A 19,431-nucleotide genomic window follows, 5' to 3' on the forward strand; every position below is an offset into this window, starting at 1 on the left:
ACGCACGCAGCAAACGTTATTAGACGATTGTCGACAATGTGGATTTATTCTTTGACTAATAGGGGGTTATTGGCTAGTTTTTGCGGCATTGCTTTTAAAGGTGTCGACAATATGCTGGACCAGCTGGAATCCCCAGGGATGGCGCACGACGATTCTCAGACCATGTCCGAGAACGTCTTCAGGCGGATCCAGGCTGCGATCGTCAAGGGTGAGATCGCCCCCGGCAGCAAGATCTCCGAGCCGGAACTGGCGCGCACCTATGGCATCAGTCGCGGCCCGTTGCGCGAAGCGATCCACCGCCTGGAAGGCCAGCGCCTGTTGGTCCGCGTGCCTCACGTCGGTGCGCGAGTGGTTTCGTTGAGCCACGCCGAGCTGGTCGAACTCTATGAAATCCGCGAGTCCCTCGAAGGCATGGCGTGCCGCCTGGCCGCTGAACGCATGACCGACGCGCAAATCGAAGAACTGCGCCAGGTGCTGCACACCCACGAACGCGACGAAGCGTTCCAGGCCGGCCTCGGCTACTACCAGCAGGAAGGCGACTTCGACTTTCATTACCGGATCATCCAAGGCGCCGGCAACCGCACCCTGACCCAGATGCTCTGCGGCGAGCTGTATCAATTGGTGCGCATGTACCGCATCCAGTTCTCCGCTACGCCCAATCGTCCACGCCAGGCCTTTGCCGAGCATCACCGCATTCTCGACGCGATTGCCGATCGTGACGGTGAACTGGCCGAACTGTTGATGCGCCGGCATATCGGCGCTTCCAAACGCAACATTGCCCGTCACTTCCCAGGCGGCGCTCCTTCATCACGAGGTGAGTCATGAGTCATTACAACAACAGCACCCCAGGCCAGCGTTTCCGTGACGCGGTCGCCAGCGAGCAGCCCTTGCAGGTCGTCGGCGCGATCAATGCCAACCACGCCTTGCTGGCCAAGCGCGCCGGTTTCAAGGCGATCTACCTGTCCGGTGGCGGCGTGGCCGCCGGCTCCCTGGGCGTGCCGGACCTGGGCATCACCGGCCTGGATGACGTATTGACTGACGTACGCCGCATCACCGACGTGTGCGACCTGCCGCTGCTGGTGGATGTAGACACCGGTTTCGGTTCCTCGGCGTTCAACGTGGCGCGTACCGTCAAGTCGATGATCAAGTTCGGCGCGGCGGCCATCCATATCGAAGACCAGGTCGGCGCCAAACGCTGCGGTCATCGCCCCAACAAGGAAATCGTGTCGCAGCAGGAAATGGTCGACCGCATCAAGGCCGCCGTGGACGCACGCACCGATGACAGCTTCGTGATCATGGCGCGCACCGATGCCCTGGCCGTCGAAGGCCTGGAGTCCGCGCTGGAAAGGGCCGCTGCGTGCATCGAGGCCGGCGCCGACATGGTGTTCCCGGAGGCGATTACTGAGTTGGAGATGTACAAGCTGTTCGCCTCCCGCGTGAAAGCACCGATCCTGGCCAATATCACTGAATTCGGCGCCACGCCGCTGTTCACCACCGAACAGTTGAAATCTGCCGATGTTTCCATCGTGCTGTACCCGCTCTCGGCCTTCCGCGCCATGAACAAGGCGGCCGAAAACGTCTACACCGCGATCCGTCGCGACGGCACCCAGCAAAACGTGATCGACACCATGCAAACCCGCATGGAGCTTTACGATCGCATCGACTACCACACCTTCGAGCAGAAGCTCGACGCATTGTTCGCGGCAAAGAAATAACCCCCTGTGGGAGCGGGCTTGCCCGCGATAGCGGTGTGTCAGTCGATAGCAATGTTGGCTGGCAGTCAGTCATCGCGGGCAAGCCCGCTCCCACAGGTGGCTCCCTGAACAACTACAAAATTGGAGAAAACCATGGCTGAAGCAAAAGTATTGAGTGGCGCCGGCCTGCGTGGCCAGGTTGCCGGGCAGACTGCGCTGTCCACCGTGGGCCAGGCCGGTGCCGGCCTGACCTATCGCGGCTACGACGTGCGCGAACTGGCCGCCGATGCGCAGTTCGAAGAAGTCGCCTACCTGCTGCTGTACGGCGAGTTGCCGACCCAGGCCGAGCTGGCGGACTACAGCAAGAAGCTGGGCAAGCTGCGCGACCTGCCACAGGCGCTGAAAGAAGTGCTGGAACGCATCCCCGCCGACGCCCACCCGATGGACGTGATGCGCACCGGTTGCTCGTTCCTGGGCAATATCGAACCCGAGAAAGACTTCAGCGTGCAGCGCGATGTCACCGACCGCCTGCTTGCCGCGTTCCCGGCGATCATGTGCTACTGGTACCGCTTCAGCCACGACGGCCAGCGTATCGATTGCGTGACCGACGAACCTTCCATCGGCGCTCACTTCCTGCACCTGCTGCACGGCAAGAAGCCGAGCGAGCTGCATGAGAAGGTCATGAACGTATCGCTGATCCTCTACGCCGAGCACGAATTCAACGCCTCCACCTTCACCGCGCGGGTGTGTGCGTCGACCCTGTCGGACCTGTATTCCTGCGTCACCGCCGCCATCGGCTCCCTGCGCGGCCCGCTGCATGGCGGCGCCAACGAAGCGGCGATGGAAATGATCGAGCGTTTCGGTTCGGCTGAAGAAGCCGTCGAAGGCACCCTCGGCATGCTCGCGCGCAAGGACAAGATCATGGGCTTCGGCCACGCGATCTACAAAGACAGCGACCCGCGCAATGAGGTGATCAAAGGCTGGTCGAAAAAGCTCGCCGATGAAGTGGGCGATAAGGTGCTGTTCGCGGTTTCCGAAGCCATCGACAAGACCATGTGGGAGCAGAAGAAGCTGTTCCCCAACGCTGATTTCTACCATGCCTCGGCGTACCACTTCATGGGCATCCCGACCAAGCTGTTCACCCCGATCTTCGTATGCTCGCGCCTCACTGGCTGGGCCGCGCACGTGTTCGAACAGCGCGCCAACAACCGCATCATCCGTCCAAGCGCCGAGTACACCGGCGTAGAACAGCGCAAGTTCGTGCCAATCGAACGTCGCTGAATGGGATGAACCTGAGACACCGGTTTTCATGGTTGGAACCAAATCCCTGTGGGAGCCGGGCTTGCCCGCGATGACTGACTGACATTCAACACATCTGTCGGCAGTTACATCGCTATCGCGGGCAAGCCCGGCTCCCACAGGGGCTGCATTCATCCAGCCGAGTGCCACAGGTTCGTGCCGTCTAACCACCGTGACCGAGTCCCGACGATGAACACTGAATTTCGCAAACCGCTCCCCGGCAGCCGCCTGGATTACTTCGACGCCCGCGCGGCGGTCGAAGCCATCACCCCCGGCGCCTACGCCACCTTGCCCTACACCTCCCGCGTACTCGCCGAAAACCTGGTGCGTCGCTGCGACCCGGCCACCCTCGACGCATCCTTGAGCCAACTGATCGAACGCAAGCGCGACCTCGACTTTCCCTGGTTCCCGGCGCGCGTGGTTTGCCACGACATCCTCGGCCAGACAGCGCTGGTCGACCTCGCCGGCCTGCGCGATGCCATCGCCTTGCAAGGCGGCGACCCGGCGCAGGTCAACCCGGTGGTGCCGACCCAATTGATCGTCGACCATTCTCTGGCCGTCGAAGCCGGTGGTTTCGACCCGGACGCGTTCGAAAAGAACCGCGCCATCGAAGACCGTCGCAACGAAGACCGCTTCCACTTTATCGAGTGGACCAAGAAGGCCTTCAAGAACGTCGATGTGATCCCGCCAGGCAACGGCATCATGCACCAGATCAACCTGGAGAAAATGTCCCCGGTGATTCAGGTACGCGACGGCGTGGCATTCCCGGATACCTGCGTCGGCACCGACAGCCATACCCCGCACGTGGATGCCTTGGGCGTGATCGCCATTGGCGTCGGCGGCCTGGAAGCCGAGAGCGTGATGCTCGGCCGCGCCTCGTGGATGCGCCTGCCGGAAAGTGTCGGCGTGGAGCTTACCGGCAAGCTGCAACCGGGCATCACGGCCACGGATATGGTGCTGGCGCTGACCGAGTTCTTGCGCCAGCAGAAAGTCGTCGGCGCGTGGCTGGAATTTTTCGGTGAGGGGGCTTCGGCATTGACCCTCGGCGACCGCGCGACCATCTCCAACATGGCCCCGGAATACGGCGCCACGGCGGCGATGTTTTATATCGATGCGCAAACCATCGCCTACCTCAAGCTCACCGGCCGCGAAGACGAACAAGTCGCCCTGGTCGAACAATACGCACGCCACACCGGGCTGTGGGCCGATGACCTCAAGGGCGCGCAATACGAGCGCGGCCTCACCTTCGACCTGTCCAGCGTCGTGCGCAACATGGCAGGCCCGAGCAACCCGCACGCGCGCGTCGCCACCCGCGACCTGGCGTCCAAAGGCATCAGCGGCCAGTGGGATGACGTGCCGGGGCAAATGCCCGACGGCGCGGTGATCATCGCCGCCATCACCAGTTGCACCAACACCAGCAACCCACGCAACGTGATTGCCGCAGGGCTGCTGGCGCGCAACGCGAACAAACTGGGGCTGGCGCGCAAGCCGTGGGTCAAATCGTCCCTGGCGCCGGGCTCGAAAACCGTGGCGATGTACCTGGAAGAAGCCGGCCTGGGCCATGACCTGGAAAAACTCGGCTTTGGCGTGGTCGCGTTTGCCTGCACCACCTGCAACGGCATGTCCGGCGCGCTGGACCCGGCGATCCAGCAGGAAATCATCGACCGCGACCTGTACGCCACCGCCGTGCTCTCGGGCAACCGCAACTTCGACGGGCGGATTCACCCGTACGCCAAGCAAGCCTTCCTCGCGTCGCCGCCGTTGGTGGTGGCCTACGCGATTGCCGGCACCATCCGTTTCGACATCGAAAAGGACGTGCTTGGCCTCGACGCCGACGGCAACGAGATCCGCCTGAAGGACATCTGGCCCAGCGACGAAGAGATCGACGCCGTGGTCAAGGCCTCGGTCAAGCCGGAGCAGTTTCGCGCGGTGTATATCCCGATGTTCGCGATCCACGAAGACACCGGCCCCAAAGTCGCGCCGCTGTACGACTGGCGCCCGCAGAGCACCTACATCCGCCGCCCGCCGTACTGGGAAGGCGCGCTGGCCGGTGCGCGTCCGCTCAAGGGCATGCGCCCGCTGGCGGTGCTGCCGGACAACATCACCACTGATCACCTGTCGCCGTCCAACGCGATCATGCTCGACAGCGCCGCCGGCGAATACCTGGCGAAAATGGGCTTGCCGGAGGTCGATTTCAACTCCTATGCGACCCACCGTGGCGACCATCTGACCGCCCAGCGCGCGACCTTTGCCAACCCGAAACTGTTCAACGAAATGGTGGTGGAAAACGGCAAGGTCAAGCAGGGCTCCCTGGCGCGCATCGAGCCGGAAGGCCAGGTCACGCGCATGTGGGAGGCCATCGAAACCTACATGGAGCGCAAGCAGCCACTGATCATCATTGCCGGCGCCGACTACGGCCAGGGCTCGTCCCGCGACTGGGCGGCCAAGGGCGTGCGCCTGGCCGGTGTCGAAGCGATTGCCGCCGAAGGCTTCGAGCGGATCCACCGCACCAACCTGGTGGGCATGGGCGTGTTGCCGCTGGAGTTTCTGCCGGGCACCGATCGCAAGACCTTGCAGATCGACGGCAGCGAAACCTATGACGTGATCGGCGAGCGCACCCCGCGTGCCACCCTGACATTGGTGATCAACCGCAAGAATGGCGAACGTGTCGAAGTGCCGGTGACCTGCCGCCTGGACACTGCCGAAGAAGTGTCGATCTACGAGGCGGGCGGCGTGTTGCAGCGTTTTGCCCAGGACTTCCTGGAATCGGCGGCGACCGCCTGAGAGGTAACCATGGCACACGTAGCGCAAATCAAGATCCCCGCCACCTATATGCGTGGCGGCACCAGCAAGGGTGTATTTTTCAGCCTCAAGGACCTGCCCGAAGCGGCGCAGGTACCGGGGGCCGCGCGCGACGCCCTGCTGCTGCGGGTAATCGGCAGCCCCGATCCCTACGACAAGCAGATCGACGGCATGGGCGGCGCCACGTCGAGCACCAGCAAAACCGTGATCCTCGCCAAGAGCACCCGCGCCGGCCACGACGTGGATTACCTGTTTGGCCAAGTCTCCATCGACAAGCCCTTCGTCGACTGGAGCGGCAACTGCGGCAACCTGTCGGCGGCGGTCGGCGCGTTCGCGATCAGCGCGGGGCTGGTCGACGCCGCGCGCGTGCCCTATGACGGCGTGGCTGTGGTGCGGGTGTGGCAGGCCAACATCGGCAAGACCATCATTGCCCACGTGCCGATCACCGACGGCGCGGTGCAGGAAACCGGCGATTTCGAGCTGGACGGCGTGACCTTCCCGGCCGCCGAAGTGCAGCTTGAATTCATGGACCCGGCGGCGGAAGAAGAGGGCGGCGGTGGCTCGATGTTTCCCACCGGCAACCTGGTGGATGAGCTGGAAGTACCGGGTGTCGGCACTTTCAAGGCGACGCTGATCAATGCCGGTATCCCGACGATCTTCATCAATGCCCAGGACCTCGGCTACACCGGCACCGAGCTGCAAGGTGCGATCAACAGCGACCCCAAGGCCCTGGCCATGTTCGAAACCGTGCGGGCCCATGGCGCTTTACGCATGGGGCTGATCAAGCACCTCGACGAAGCCGCCCAGCGCCAGCACACGCCGAAAGTGGCGTTTGTGGCCAAGCCTGCGGATTACGTGGCATCCAGCGGCAAGCCGGTCAAGGCCGCCGATGTGGACCTGTTGGTTCGGGCGCTGTCCATGGGCAAGCTGCACCACGCCATGATGGGCACGGCGGCGGTAGCGATCGGCACGGCGGCGGCGATTTCCGGGACCTTGGTCAACCTCGCGGCGGGCGGTGTAGAGCGTAACGCCGTGCGTTTCGGGCATCCCTCCGGCACCCTGCGCGTCGGCGCCGAGGCCACCCAGGTGAACGGCGAGTGGGTGGTGAAAAAAGCCATCATGAGCCGCAGCGCACGAGTATTGATGGAAGGTTTCGTACGCATCCCCGGCGACGCTTTCTAAAATCCCGCACGGACCAAATGTGGGAGCGGGCTTGCTCGCGAAGGCGGGGTGTCAGTCACAGATGTGTTACCTGACCCACCGCCTTCGCGAGCAAGCCCGCTCCCACAGGGAAACAGCGGAGTGCACAACTTATAAGCAGGCCATCAGACCTGCGGCGATCAACCCTGACCCTGAGGATGGAACAACCCCAACCCATTTTTTGGAGTACCACCATGAGCGCCAACGTCGACCTCAACAACCGCCCCGACTACGACCAGGTCCTGCAAGACATTGCTGACTACGTCCTCACTTACCGCATCGATTCCCAGGCCGCACTCGACACCGCCCGCAACTGCCTGATGGATACCCTCGGTTGTGGCCTGCTTGCCCTGCGCTTTCCCGAGTGCACCAAGCACCTGGGGCCGCTTGTCGAGGGCACGGTGGTGCCGTTCGGCGCGCGGGTGCCGGGTACCTCCTTTCGGTTGGACCCGGTCAAGGCGGCGTGGGACATCGGCTGCATCGTGCGTTGGCTCGACTACAACGACACCTGGCTCGCCGCCGAATGGGGTCATCCCTCGGATAACCTCGGCGGCATCCTCGCGGTGGCCGATCACCTGTCGCAAAAGCGCGTCGCCCATGGCGAAGCGCCGCTGACGGTACGCACGGTGCTGGACGCGATGATCATGGCCCACGAAATCCAGGGTGTGCTTGCCCTGGAAAATTCGTTCAACCGCGTCGGCCTCGACCATGTGCTGCTGGTCAAGGTGGCCTCCACCGCCGTTACCGCCAAGTTGATGGGCGCCAACCGTGAACAGCTGCTCGCGGCCTTGTCCCATGCGTTTGTCGATGGCCAGGCATTACGCACCTATCGGCACGCGCCGAATGCCGGTTCGCGCAAATCCTGGGCGGCGGGGGATGCGTCGAGCCGGGGCGTGCGCCTGGCGGATATCGCGCTACGCGGCGAGATGGGCATTCCGGGTGTGCTGAGCGCGCCGCAGTGGGGCTTTTACGATGTGCTGTTCAGCCACACCAACAACGATCTGGCGCTCAAGCCGCAGGACCAGCGCGCGTTCAGCCTGTCCCAGCCCTACGGCACTTATGTGATGGAAAACGTGCTGTTCAAGATCAGCTTCCCTGCCGAGTTCCACGCGCAAACCGCCTGCGAAGCGGCGGTGACGTTGCACCCGTTGGTAAAAGGTCGCCTGCATGAAATCGAGCGCATCGTCATCACCACCCATGAGTCGGCGATTCGCATCATTTCCAAGGTCGGCCCATTGGCCAACGCGGCAGACCGCGACCACTGCCTGCAATACATGACCGCCGTGCCGCTTGCGTTCGGCAACCTGGTGGCGGAGCAGTACGAAGATGAATTCCATGCGGCGCACCCGATCATCGATCAATTGCGCGATAAAATGGTCATCGTCGAAGACCCACGCTACAGCCGCGAATACCTGGAGGCCGACAAACGCTCCATCGCCAACGCAGTGCAGGTGTTCTTCGCGGACGGCAGCTGTACCGAGCAGGTGGCGGTGGAATACCCGATTGGCCATCGCCGCCGCAGAGTGGAGGGTATTGCGTTGCTCGAAGACAAGTTCAAGGCCAACCTGGCGACGCGGTTTACCGCGCAGCGCAGTGAGCAGATTTTTGCGTTGTGTAAGGACCAGGCACGGCTTGAGGCCACGCCCGTGAATCGGTTCATGGACCTGTTCGTCATCTGACTGGCACCACCTATTGATGTGGGAAAACCCAATCAATGTGGGAGCGGGCTTGCTCGCGAAGGCGTAGTGTCAGTCAATACATTTATCAACTGACCCACCGCCTTCGCGAGCAAGCCCGCTCCCACATTGGATCTTCATTGTCAGTACCTGCAAGGCTCACTCAAACCGCAAAATCACCCGGCGGTTATGCTTGCTCTTCTTCTCGATCTTCTCGCAGAACACCCGGCCGATTTCCTCGGTATTGATCACATGGGTACCCCCACACGGCTGGATATCAATACCGGCGATTTCAATCACCCGCACCGAGCCTTGAACCACCGGCGGCGCCACCGCCTGGGTGCGTGTGATCTGCAGCAAGGTGGCGTATTCCGACGCTGGCATCGACAAGGTTTTCACCGCGTGCGCCTGTTCGATCAGCGCATTGAGATCGCGAGTGATGCTGTCTTTATCCAGGGTCATTTCCGGCAGGTCGAAATCCAGGCGGCCTTTGTCGGCGCTGATGCTGCATCCCGTAACCGGTGCGTCGATGATCGAGCACAGCAGGTGCAGGCAGGTGTGCATTTTCATGTGCTGGTAGCGCCGGTCCCAGTCGAGGCTGGCGTCCACTTGCACCCCAGCCTTCAACTGCTCGGGACAGTGTTCCACCTGGTGCCAGATGATCGAGCGCAGCACCGGGTCGCGCACCGTGCCGGTCACGCCGACGCGCGTACCGTCGGCCAATGTGAGGTGCCCGGTATCGCCCGGTTGCCCGCCGCCGGTGGGATAGAACAGCGTGTGCTCCAGGGCCACGCCGTGTTCGCTGACGGCAATCACCCGGGCGCTGAAGGCATTCTGGTAGGGCGCGCTGTCGAACAGCGCCAGGGTTTCCATGGTATGCACAGACATGTTCAACCTCCGACGATCAGTGGGCTGGCTTGCAGCAGGGAGCGCACCATTGCGCTCAAGCCAGGGGGAGAGAGCAGGGTGATTTCAAATTCCGGGCCGCAGACTTTCAGGTTCAGCGGCAGGCGCGGCAAGTGGTGACCCGACTCGACACGGTGCAGGCGAAATTGCAGGTGGTGACGCTCTTTCGCCGTCGGTTCCAGCATCAGCCCTTGCAGAGGGTGGAAGTCGGCGTCCAGCACCGTGACCTTGTGGCTGGCATTGATCTCGCCAACCACGTGCAGCCGCTCGTCCAGGGCGAAGGCACCGAGGTAATTGCTGCTGTCCGACTCATCATTTTTTTGCAGCTGGATCTGGTTCACCACCTTCACTTTGGTGCCGGCGGGCACGTCTTGGGTAATCACGCACGAGGGGCTGATAAACACGTTGTCGCCAATCAGCACATAGCCCAGCACGCGAGCCCCGGAGCCGACCTCGACGTTGTTGCCCAGGCGCGGGTGGCGCTTGCCATCGGGGTTGTTGGCGATGCCGCGGGCGCCCAGGGTGACGCCGCAGAGGATGTAGCAGTCGTTGCCGATCTCGCAGGTTTCGCCGATCACCGTGCCGTAGCCGTGGTCGAGGACGAAGCGCCGACCGATACGCGCCGCCGGATGGATCTCGGCGCCGGACAGCACCTTGCCCTGGTTGCTGAGCTTGAGGGCGATGCGAGAAAACACGCCGTTGGTCTGGTCCGGAAAATGCCACACCTGATGCGCCAGGCGGTAATACAGCACCGCCTTGAACGAAGCATAGGACTCCAGGATCAGTTCGCCGCGCCCGCGGGAGGCCGGATCGCGGTAGGCATAGGCGATCAGGTCCTCGGCCACCGCCTGGGCGGCATTCTGGATCAGCGATGCGAGGTGCGGTTCCAACTGTTTCATTTGTTCAGGCGTGAGGGTCTTGATGAGGTGGGTAAGCAACTCATCGTGCAGCTGTTGCATGTCGATAAAGCCGCCCATGGAGGCACCCCCGCGTTCTGGATGGTTGGAAAACCGGTTATTCGAAACTGGGCAGGTAGCTGTCGGCATTGTCGTAAACCATGGTCAGCACCACCGTTTCGGGCGGCAGTTCGGGGGCGAGTTGGGCGATGGCCGCCATGTTGGCGGCGGAAGACAGTCCCAGGCTGATGGCGTCGGTACGCATGATGCGTTTCATCATGTCGATGCAGTCCTGGCGTGAAACCTTGAGCATGCCGTCGATCACCGCCAGGTTCAGGATGCTCGGGATCAGGCCGATCGACAGGCCCTGGATATGATGCGGCGCGTGCTGGTCCTTGAGCAGGTCGCATTCTTCCGGCTCCACGCCCATCACGCGCAAATGCGGCCAGGCGGCCTTGAGGGTTTCGCCGATGCCGGTGATGTGTCCGCCGGTGCCGATGCCGCTGACGAAGTAGTCAGCGCGCAAAGCACCGAAATCGCGCAGGATTTCCGGCGCGGTGGTATCGCGATGGGTCTGTGGGTTGGCGCCGTTGCGTTGTTGGTTGAGCATCACGTAGCTGGGGTTTTCCAGCTGCAGTTCCATGCACTTTTCGCCGTGGGAATTATTGCCCAGGCGGCTGTCCGACAGCACCACCTTGGCGCCGTACAGGCGCAGCAGCTTCTGTTTTTCCGGGCTGTAGTTGTCGGGGATCACCAGCACGACCTTGTAGCCCAGCACATTGCCGGCCATCACCAGGCCGATGCCGGTGTTACCGCCGCTGGGCTCGATGATGGTTTGCCCGGAATCACGGATCAGCACGCCACGGCGCTCGGCATCGAGGATCATGCCCAAGGCGATGCGCGCCTTGTGGCTGCCGCCGGGGTTGAGCGATTCCAGCTTGGCGTAGACCTCAATGCCGAGGTCTTCTGAAAACTGCGCCAGGCGCACGATAGGCGTGTGGCCGATTACGTCGAGAATGGAGTTATGCAACATCACTTGAATCCTCGGCTCAATACAACGGCATGTCGGGTTCGACGTCGCGAACCCAATGCTTCATGCCGCCCTGCAGGACTTTGGTGTTGGCGAAACCGGCCGCCAGCAAGGTGCTGGCGGCCTGCTCGGCGCGGGTCCCGGCGTAGCAGATCAGGTAGTGAGTGTTGTCCCGGCAGAGGCGGTCAAGTTGCCCGTCCAGTTCGGCCAGGGGGATATGCACCACGCCCGGCAACTTGCACACCTCCAGTTCGCTGGCGTCGCGCACGTCCAGCAGCACGTCGGCGCTGCTTGGGTGTTCAAGTACCTGCTTGAGTACTCGTGGCTTGATGTAGCGCTCTTCGGCCAGGGACGGTTGGGCGGGCAGGGCATCCGCGCAGACCGCGGGCCCGGGGGCTTCGCTGTGGCGCAAGTCCGAACAGCACGGGCAATCGGCGCGACGCTTGAAGCGGATCTCGCTGAACTTCATGGCCAGCGCATCGAAGCGCATCAGGCGGCCGGACAACGGTTCGCCGATGCCGATCAACAGCTTGATGGCTTCGGTCGCCTGGATCATCCCGACCACGCCGGGCAACACGCCGATCACGCCACCGGCGCTGCAGTTGGGTGCCAGTTCGGCGGGCGGCGCGCTGGGGAACAGGCACCGGTAGCACGGGCCACCTTTATAGTTGAGCACGCTGATCTGCCCATCGAAGCGGTAGATGGCGCCGTACACCAGGGGCTTGCCCTGTTGCACGCAGGCATCGTTGACCAGGTAGCGAGTGGCGAAATTGTCGGTGCCATCGATCACCAGGTCGTAGGCGCCCACCAGTTCCAGGGCGTTGTCGGCATTTAATGCCGTGTTGTGGGCGTTGATCTGGATATGGCGGTTGAGGTCTTGCAGTCGCCGTTTGGCGGATTCGACTTTCGGCATGCCCAACGTGCTGTTGCCATGCACGATCTGGCGTTGCAGGTTGCTGCTTTCCACCACATCGAAGTCCACCAGCCCCAGGGTGCCAATGCCGGCCGCCGCCAGGTAGAGGCTGATCGGCGACCCCAGGCCGCCGGTGCCGATGATCAGCACCTTGGCTTTCTTCAGGTTCAACTGGCCTTCGCGACCGACGCCCGGCAGGGTGATGTGGCGCACGTAGCGCTGTACTTCTTCATTGCTCAGGCTGTCGACATCCATGCCGCCAGACGTGGCCAGCAGCACTTCGATCCGGGCGTTTTCCGCCAGTGGTTCATCGGCATCAACCAGCTCTTCCCCGGCGGTAAACAGGAAGTGTTCCTTGAGCTGGTTGTTGTGTTCGTGGAACAGATGCGGGCGCAGTTGCGGGTGGCCGGTGCAGAGGTTTTCAATGACTTCGCGCAATGTCGATCCGGCGCCCTCGAGGGTCGATTCCGGCAGCTTGGCCACACGAACCAGAATGTCGGGGAAAGAAACAGCGTTCATGGACAACTCCGTGTGCAGGTCGTTGAAAGGTTTAAGGGCGAAATGCTTGCCATCCCAGGCAAACAGCTTGGCGCCGAGGGCCTGGCCCTGGCGGACGTCGACGACCAGGTAGCTGACGGGGTAGATCGGTTCGCCCATGAACAGCGCCTTGTCCTGGTCTTCGTCGCTGAAGTAAGCACCGACATCCGGATGGGAGTGGTAGATCACCACCACCGGGTTGTCGCTGCGAAACGCCTTGTTCAGCAGCAGGGTGTCGGCCACCGAGAAGGTGTAGCCGTTGGCCGCGCTGCGCGGGTACATCTGCGGGTTCTTGCGGTGCAGCTCATTCTGGATATTGCTGCCCAGGTACACACTGCCGTCGGCGAAGACGAAACCACAGCATTCCTCGGGGTAACTGCGGCTGGCGTGGGTGTAGATCTGTTCCAGGGCGGTAGGGCGGAGCACGTCCATGTTTCTCTCGCGTTGCTGTTGGATAGTCGGAAGGGTCAATTTTTCTTGGCCAGGAGTTTTTCAACCGGCAACTTGGTGATCGCAAAACCGGCCAGCAGGATGGCCGAGTACAGCATCAGGTCGCGGGAAATCGATAGGCCTTCGTACCAGGCTCCAATGATCACCGCGAACACCGGGAAGATGATGAACACGAACGACAGGATGATCGGGCTCAAACGCTTGAGCAGCATGAAATACACGATGAACCCGCCCACCGAGGCCACCAGCCCCAGGTAGACCAGTGCGCTCCAGGAGCGCAGGGTGATATCTGCGAAGGTGGGGGCTTCGAACCACAGCCCGGCGACGAACAGCATCAAACCGGCGATGCCGATGGGCAGAGTGTTGTAGGTGATCACGCTGATGGCGCTGCCTTTCTGCTTGGTGATCACGTAGCACAGGGCATGCATGATCGCGGCCGTCAGGATCGCCAATACACCGAAGAACTCGGCATGGTCCAGGTGCAGGCCCTGGCTCTTGATGATCATGTAGAGGCTGCCGAAACCGATACCGATACCGACCACCTGGGAAAAGTAGATGCGTTCGCGCAGGAACAGCGCGGAAAAAATCAGGATGAATACCGGCATGCAACTGAACAGCAGGGCGGTAAGACCGGACGAGACATGCATCTCGCCGTAGTTGAGCAGGTAATAGGGAACGCTGAAGTAGGACAGGGTCACGAACACGAAGAACCAGCGACTCTCACGCGGAAACAGGATTGGCTCGCGACGCACCATCGCAAAACACAGGAACAGCGGAAAGGCGATCAGGAAGCGCAGGCCGGCGGACGTCAGCGGCGGCACGCTCTCCACGGCAATCTTGATCCCCAGCCAGGTGGTGCCCCAGCTCAGGCAAACGATCAGGAACATCACGCTGGTAACCAGGCCGGCCAGCCACTGTTTTTGAGTTTTTGTCTTGGCTGAATTTTCGAGAACGGCGGACATTGGCATCGTTTATTGCTTCCCTGGGCCTGAATTGAACTCTATATTGAGCTTGTAATGAGTTGTAAAATTCGGCGATTGAACCCGTAAAAGCACACTATTAGGGCCAAAGATGACTGTCAAAACAAATATTGACATGGTGTCAATTATGCGTGAGGGGTTGTCCAGCGGGCAGGGCGTGAAGTACAAGCGCCTGTCCGATGTCATGGAACGGGGCATCCTTGAGGGCTTGATTGAACCGGGACGAAAACTGCCGCCCCATCGGGTGCTTTCCGACAATCTTGGCGTCACCATCGGCACTATCAGTCGAGCCTACGGAGAGCTGGAACGCTTGGGGCTGGTTGTGGCTCGGGTAGGTGACGGCACGTTCGTGCGCAAGCGTGGGATGGAGCGCCAGCGTGATGAAGGGTTTCGCAACTTCAGCGAAGAGCCGCGCCAGTACTTCGACATGAGCCGCAACATGCATATTCCGGGGCAGGAGACGGTGTTTCTGGCCCAGAGCTTCCAAACCCTGTCGAGCAACGCCAAGTTCCTCCAGGACATCAGCGCCTACACCCCGGACGCCGGCCTGCCGCGCTACCGTGAAGCCGGCGCGCAATGGCTGGTGCAGCGTGATTTTCATCCGATCCCCGAGCAAGTCATCTGCGTCAATGGCGGACAGCATGGTTTGCTGTGCTCGATGATGGCGCTGTTGCGGGCGGGCGATACGGTGGTCACTGAACAGTTGACGTATCCCGGGTTGATTACCGCCGCGCGCATGCTGGGTATCCGGCTGATCGGCCTGGAAATGGACGAGGAAGGCTTGCTGCCGGGTGCGTTGGACGAAGTCTGTCGTAATCACCGTATTTCAGCGCTGTATTGCACGCCGACCATCCAGAACCCGACGACGGCGGTGCTCTCGGTGGCACGGCGCGAAGCGTTGGCCAAAGTGTGCCGCGAACACAACCTGCTGATTCTTGAAGACGAAGCCCACGGTGTATTGGTCGAAGACCGGCCGCCGCCCCTTAGCCATTTCGCCCCTGAGCGTACGATTTTGATCAGCAGCCTGAGCAAAGCGGTGTCGGCCGGTCTGCGTGTGGGCTATGTGCATGCGCCGCCGGCGCTGGTCAGCCGCATATCGGCGGCCTTGCGTTCGACCTGCTGGATGGCCACGCCGGTCACCCTTGAGTTGGCCACGCAGTGGATCGAAAACGGCACGGCGCAATACCTGCTGCGCCAGCAGATCAACGAGATCAGCCGCCGCAAAGACTTGGTGCGCGACCTCCTGGCCGGCCTGGCATACCGCACCCATCCCAACAGCCCGCATTTCTGGATCGAAGTGCCGGAGCCGTGGCGTGCGTCGGAAATAGAGGCGGAGCTCAAGCAGAACAACTACCTGATCGCCACCGCCGAGGCGTTCGCCGTGGGGCAGACGGCGGTGCCGCAGTTTATTCGGGCAAGTATCTGCAACACCTCGGGGGATGATCAGCTATTGCGGGCGGGGTTTGATGCGCTGGCGACGGCGCTGGGGCAGGGCGGGGGGCGGTTTCACTTGTGAGACCGCGTTATCGTTCATCGCAGGCAAGCCAGCTCCCACATTTGATTTGTGAACACCCTCAAGTGTGGGAGCTGGCTTGCCTGCGATGGGGCCAGTTCTAACAACACAACTACTTGAACCTGCGCTCGACCCCTTTCTCCACCAAAATCTTCGCCGAAATCTCTTCCACCGAAAAATGCGTGGAATTAATGTGCGCAATATTCTCGCGACGGAATAGATTTTCTACTTCTCGTACTTCGAACTCACACTGCGCATAGCTGGAGTAGCGGCTGTTGGGCTTGCGTTCGTTACGGATCGCGGTCAGCCGGTCGGGGTCGATGGTCAGGCCGAACAGCTTGTTGGAGTGCGCGCGCAGGGCGGCGGGCAGCGTCAGGTGCTCCATGTCGTCTTCGGTCAGCGGGTAGTTGGCCGCGCGGATGCCGAATTGCATGGCCATGTACAGGCACGTCGGGGTCTTGCCGCAGCGGGACACGCCCACCAGGATCAGGTCGGCCTTGTCGTAGTAGTGGGTGCGGGCGCCGTCGTCGTTGTCGAGGGCGAAGTTCACCGCCTCGATACGCTCCATATAATTGGAGTTGTGGCCGATGGAATGGGACTTCCCGACCGAATACGAGGAGTGCTCGCTCAACTCTTGTTCCAGCGGCGCCAGGAAGGTCGAGAAGATATCAATCATGAAACCATTCGAGGTTGCGAGAATCTCACGAATGTCCTGGTTGACGATGGTGTCGAAAATGATCGGCCGGAAGCCGTCTTTTTCAGCCGCTAGATTGATTTGTTGTACCATGGCCCGCGCTTTATCCACGCTGTCGATATAGGGCCGCGTGAATTTGGCGAAAGTAATGTTTTCGAACTGCGCGAGCAGGCTTTGACCCAATGTTTCGGCTGTGATGCCGGTGCCGTCGGAGATAAAGAAAGCAGATCGTTTCATTTGAGCCCTGGGCCTTAAGCTGATGGCGAATCTTGGATATGATAGGCGCGATTTTGCCGTCCCGCAGTGGGCCGCATTCTCACTTATTTTCCAGGTCCAGGCCACAAGCGCTGGCGTAAGCTCCTACTGAGCAGCCGGCGTCCTGAGCTTTTCCAACATAGAAAGTGGAGAGATCACCTTGGTAGAGTACGTAGTTTCCCTCGATAAGCTCGGCGTCCATGATGTAGAGCACGTAGGGGGCAAGAACGCATCCCTCGGCGAGATGATCAGTAATCTTGCAGGCGCTGGTGTGTCGGTGCCCGGTGGTTTCGCCACCACGGCCCAGGCTTACCGTGACTTCCTCGAGCTGAGCGGCCTCAACGACCAGATCCACGCTGCGCTGGATGCCCTGGACGTCGATGACGTCAATGCCCTGGCCAAAACCGGCGCCCAGATCCGTCAATGGATCATGGAAGCCGAGTTCCCCGAAAAGCTCAACGCAGAAATCCGTACCGCCTTCGCAACCCTGTCGGCCGGCAACCCGGACATGGCGGTCGCCGTGCGTTCCTCGGCCACCGCCGAAGACTTGCCGGACGCCTCCTTCGCCGGCCAGCAAGAAACCTTCCTGAACATCCGCGGCGTGGAAAACGTGATCCGCGCGGCCAAGGAAGTATTCGCCTCGCTGTTCAATGACCGCGCGATTTCCTACCGCGTACACCAAGGGTTCGACCACAAGCTGGTGGCCCTGTCCGCCGGTGTGCAGCGCATGGTGCGTTCGGAAACCGGCACCGCCGGCGTGATGTTCACCCTCGACACCGAATCGGGATTCCGTGACGTGGTGTTTATCACCGGCGCCTACGGCTTAGGCGAAACCGTCGTACAAGGCGCGGTCAACCCGGACGAATTCTACGTCCACAAGCACACCCTTGAAGCCGGCCGCCCGGCCATCCTGCGCCGCAACCTGGGCAGCAAGGCGATCAAGATGATCTACGGCGACGAGGCCAAGGCCGGTCGCTCGGTCAAGACCGTCGAGGTCGACAAGGCCGAGCGCGCGCGTTTCTGCCTGAGCGACGCGGAAGTCAGCGAACTGGCCAAGCAAGCGATGATCATCGAAAAGCACTACAAGTGCCCGATGGACATCGAATGGGCCAAGGACGGTGACGACGGCAAGCTGTACATCGTGCAGGCCCGTCCGGAGACGGTTAAAAGCCGCACCTCGGCCAACGTCATGGAACGCTACCTGCTGAAAGAGACCGGTACCGTGCTGGTGGAAGGCCGTGCCATCGGCCAGCGCATCGGCGCGGGCAAGGTGCGGATCATCAAGGACGTGTCGGAAATGGACAAGGTCCAGCCAGGCGACGTACTGGTTTCCGACATGACCGACCCGGACTGGGAGCCGGTGATGAAACGCGCCAGCGCCATCGTCACCAACCGTGGCGGGCGTACCTGCCACGCGGCGATCATCGCCCGTGAACTGGGGATTCCTGCGGTGGTGGGCTGCGGCAATGCCACCCAACTGCTCAAGGACGGCCAGGGCGTGACGGTGTCCTGCGCCGAAGGTGATACCGGTTTCATCTTTGAAGGTGAGCTGGGCTTCGACATCAAGCAAAACTCCATCGACGCGATGCCCGACCTGCCGTTCAAGATCATGATGAACGTCGGCAACCCGGACCGCGCCTTTGACTTCGCACAGTTGCCGAACGCCGGCGTGGGCCTGGCCCGCCTGGAGTTCATCATCAACCGCATGATCGGGGTGCACCCCAAGGCCCTGTTGAACTACGACGGCCTGCCGCTGGACATCAAGGAAAGCGTCGATAAGCGCATCGCCGGCTACAACGACCCGGTGGGCTTCTACGTGGAGAAGCTGGTGGAAGGCATCAGCACCCTGGCGGCGGCGTTCTACCCGAAAAAGGTCATCGTGCGCCTGTCGGACTTCAAGTCCAACGAATACGCCAACCTGATCGGCGGCAAGCTCTACGAGCCGGAAGAAGAAAACCCGATGCTGGGCTTCCGTGGCGCCTCGCGCTACATCAGCGAAGCGTTCCGTGACTGCTTCGAACTCGAGTGCCGCGCCCTCAAGCGCGTGCGCAACGAGATGGGCCTGACCAACGTCGAGATCATGGTGCCGTTCGTGCGCACCCTGGGCGAAGCGAGCCAGGTCGTCGACCTGCTGGCGGAAAACGGCCTGTCCCGTGGCGAAAACGGTCTGCGCGTCATCATGATGTGCGAATTGCCGTCCAACGCGATCCTGGCCGAAGAGTTCCTGGAGTTCTTCGACGGTTTCTCCATCGGCTCCAACGACCTGACCCAGCTGACCCTGGGCCTGGACCGCGACTCAGGGATCATCGCGCACCTGTTCGACGAGCGAAATCCGGCGGTCAAGAAGCTGCTGGCCAACGCCATCCAGGCCTGTAACAAGGCCGGCAAGTACATCGGTATCTGTGGCCAAGGCCCTTCCGATCACCCGGACCTGGCCAAATGGCTGATGGAACAGGGCATCGAAAGCGTCTCGCTGAACCCCGATTCCGTGCTGGAAACCTGGTTCTTCCTGGCGGAAGGCCAAGCGTCCGCGTAAAGCCGCTACGTCAAAAGTGCCGGCCACCCATTGAGGGTGGCCGGCATTCT

General features: G+C 61.6%; 14 protein-coding genes. 8 read left to right on the forward strand and 6 right to left on the reverse strand.

Annotation, left to right across the window (positions count from 1 at the left end):
• Nucleotides 1-111: 111 nt before the first annotated feature.
• From ACLH0H_RS16510 to prpD, 6 genes are all read left to right on the forward strand, one after another.
• Nucleotides 112-825: a GntR family transcriptional regulator gene (locus ACLH0H_RS16510; protein ID WP_076949519.1), complete on the forward strand. Its 714-nt coding sequence runs from the start codon at nt 112-114 to the stop codon at nt 823-825.
• Nucleotides 822-1,715: a methylisocitrate lyase gene (gene prpB / locus ACLH0H_RS16515; protein ID WP_186693330.1), complete on the forward strand. Its 894-nt coding sequence runs from the start codon at nt 822-824 to the stop codon at nt 1,713-1,715. The genes ACLH0H_RS16510 and prpB overlap by 4 nt, the downstream gene beginning before the upstream one ends.
• 132 nt (nt 1,716-1,847) lie before the next feature.
• Nucleotides 1,848-2,975 carry a 2-methylcitrate synthase gene (gene prpC, locus ACLH0H_RS16520; RefSeq protein ID WP_076949517.1) on the forward strand — a complete coding sequence of 376 codons (1,128 nt, stop codon included), beginning with the start codon at nt 1,848-1,850 and terminating at the stop codon, nt 2,973-2,975.
• A 207-nt stretch (nt 2,976-3,182) separates the two neighbouring features.
• On the forward strand, nt 3,183-5,777 hold the full coding sequence (acnD, locus tag ACLH0H_RS16525) for a Fe/S-dependent 2-methylisocitrate dehydratase AcnD (protein WP_411378815.1): 2,595 nt from the start codon (nt 3,183-3,185) through the stop codon (nt 5,775-5,777).
• A gap of 9 nt (nt 5,778-5,786) precedes the next feature.
• On the forward strand, nt 5,787-6,977 hold the full coding sequence (gene prpF, locus ACLH0H_RS16530; RefSeq protein WP_411378816.1) for a 2-methylaconitate cis-trans isomerase PrpF: 1,191 nt from the start codon (nt 5,787-5,789) through the stop codon (nt 6,975-6,977).
• A 212-nt stretch (nt 6,978-7,189) separates the two neighbouring features.
• Nucleotides 7,190-8,674 (forward strand): 2-methylcitrate dehydratase, encoded by a 1,485-nt coding sequence (gene prpD, locus ACLH0H_RS16535; protein ID WP_411378817.1) that lies wholly within the window; start codon nt 7,190-7,192, stop codon nt 8,672-8,674.
• 156 nt (nt 8,675-8,830) lie between these two features.
• Here the strand turns inward: prpD and ACLH0H_RS16540 are convergent, their stop codons facing one another.
• The 5 genes from ACLH0H_RS16540 to ACLH0H_RS16560 are packed head-to-tail and all read right to left on the reverse strand — an operon-like array spanning nt 8,831 to nt 14,314.
• Nucleotides 8,831-9,559 carry an alanyl-tRNA editing protein gene (locus tag ACLH0H_RS16540; protein WP_411378818.1) on the reverse strand — a complete coding sequence of 243 codons (729 nt, stop codon included), beginning with the start codon at nt 9,557-9,559 and terminating at the stop codon, nt 8,831-8,833.
• 2 nt (nt 9,560-9,561) lie between these two features.
• Nucleotides 9,562-10,554: a serine O-acetyltransferase gene (locus ACLH0H_RS16545; protein ID WP_076949512.1), complete on the reverse strand. Its 993-nt coding sequence runs from the start codon at nt 10,552-10,554 to the stop codon at nt 9,562-9,564.
• Nucleotides 10,555-10,591: 37 nt separating this feature from the next.
• Entirely contained in the window at nt 10,592-11,506 is a 915-nt protein-coding gene (locus ACLH0H_RS16550; protein ID WP_411378819.1) for a PLP-dependent cysteine synthase family protein, read from the reverse strand.
• A gap of 16 nt (nt 11,507-11,522) precedes the next feature.
• On the reverse strand, nt 11,523-13,385 hold the full coding sequence (gene moeB / locus ACLH0H_RS16555) for a molybdopterin-synthase adenylyltransferase MoeB (RefSeq protein WP_411378820.1): 1,863 nt from the start codon (nt 13,383-13,385) through the stop codon (nt 11,523-11,525).
• A gap of 35 nt (nt 13,386-13,420) precedes the next feature.
• Nucleotides 13,421-14,314, reverse strand: coding sequence for a DMT family transporter (locus ACLH0H_RS16560; RefSeq protein WP_186693456.1), 894 nt, complete (start codon nt 14,312-14,314; stop codon nt 13,421-13,423).
• A gap of 160 nt (nt 14,315-14,474) precedes the next feature.
• On the opposite strand from ACLH0H_RS16560, the gene ACLH0H_RS16565 reads away from it, so the two are divergent.
• A complete protein-coding gene (locus ACLH0H_RS16565; RefSeq protein ID WP_411378821.1) occupies nt 14,475-15,899 on the forward strand; it encodes a PLP-dependent aminotransferase family protein in 1,425 nt (474 codons plus the stop codon).
• A 109-nt stretch (nt 15,900-16,008) separates the two neighbouring features.
• On the opposite strand, the gene ACLH0H_RS16570 is transcribed toward ACLH0H_RS16565, so the two are convergent.
• A complete protein-coding gene (locus ACLH0H_RS16570) occupies nt 16,009-16,827 on the reverse strand; it encodes a pyruvate, water dikinase regulatory protein (protein ID WP_076949507.1) in 819 nt (272 codons plus the stop codon).
• A gap of 178 nt (nt 16,828-17,005) precedes the next feature.
• Here ACLH0H_RS16570 and ppsA point away from each other — a divergent pair, with 178 nt between their 5' ends.
• Nucleotides 17,006-19,381, forward strand: a complete 2,376-nt coding sequence (ppsA, locus tag ACLH0H_RS16575; RefSeq protein ID WP_411378822.1) for a phosphoenolpyruvate synthase — start codon at nt 17,006-17,008, stop codon at nt 19,379-19,381.
• Nucleotides 19,382-19,431 lie beyond the last annotated feature (50 nt).

It is taken from the genome of Pseudomonas sp. MPB26, from assembly GCF_046605355.1.
Taxonomy (GTDB): Bacteria; Pseudomonadota; Gammaproteobacteria; order Pseudomonadales; family Pseudomonadaceae; genus Aquipseudomonas; species Aquipseudomonas cedrina.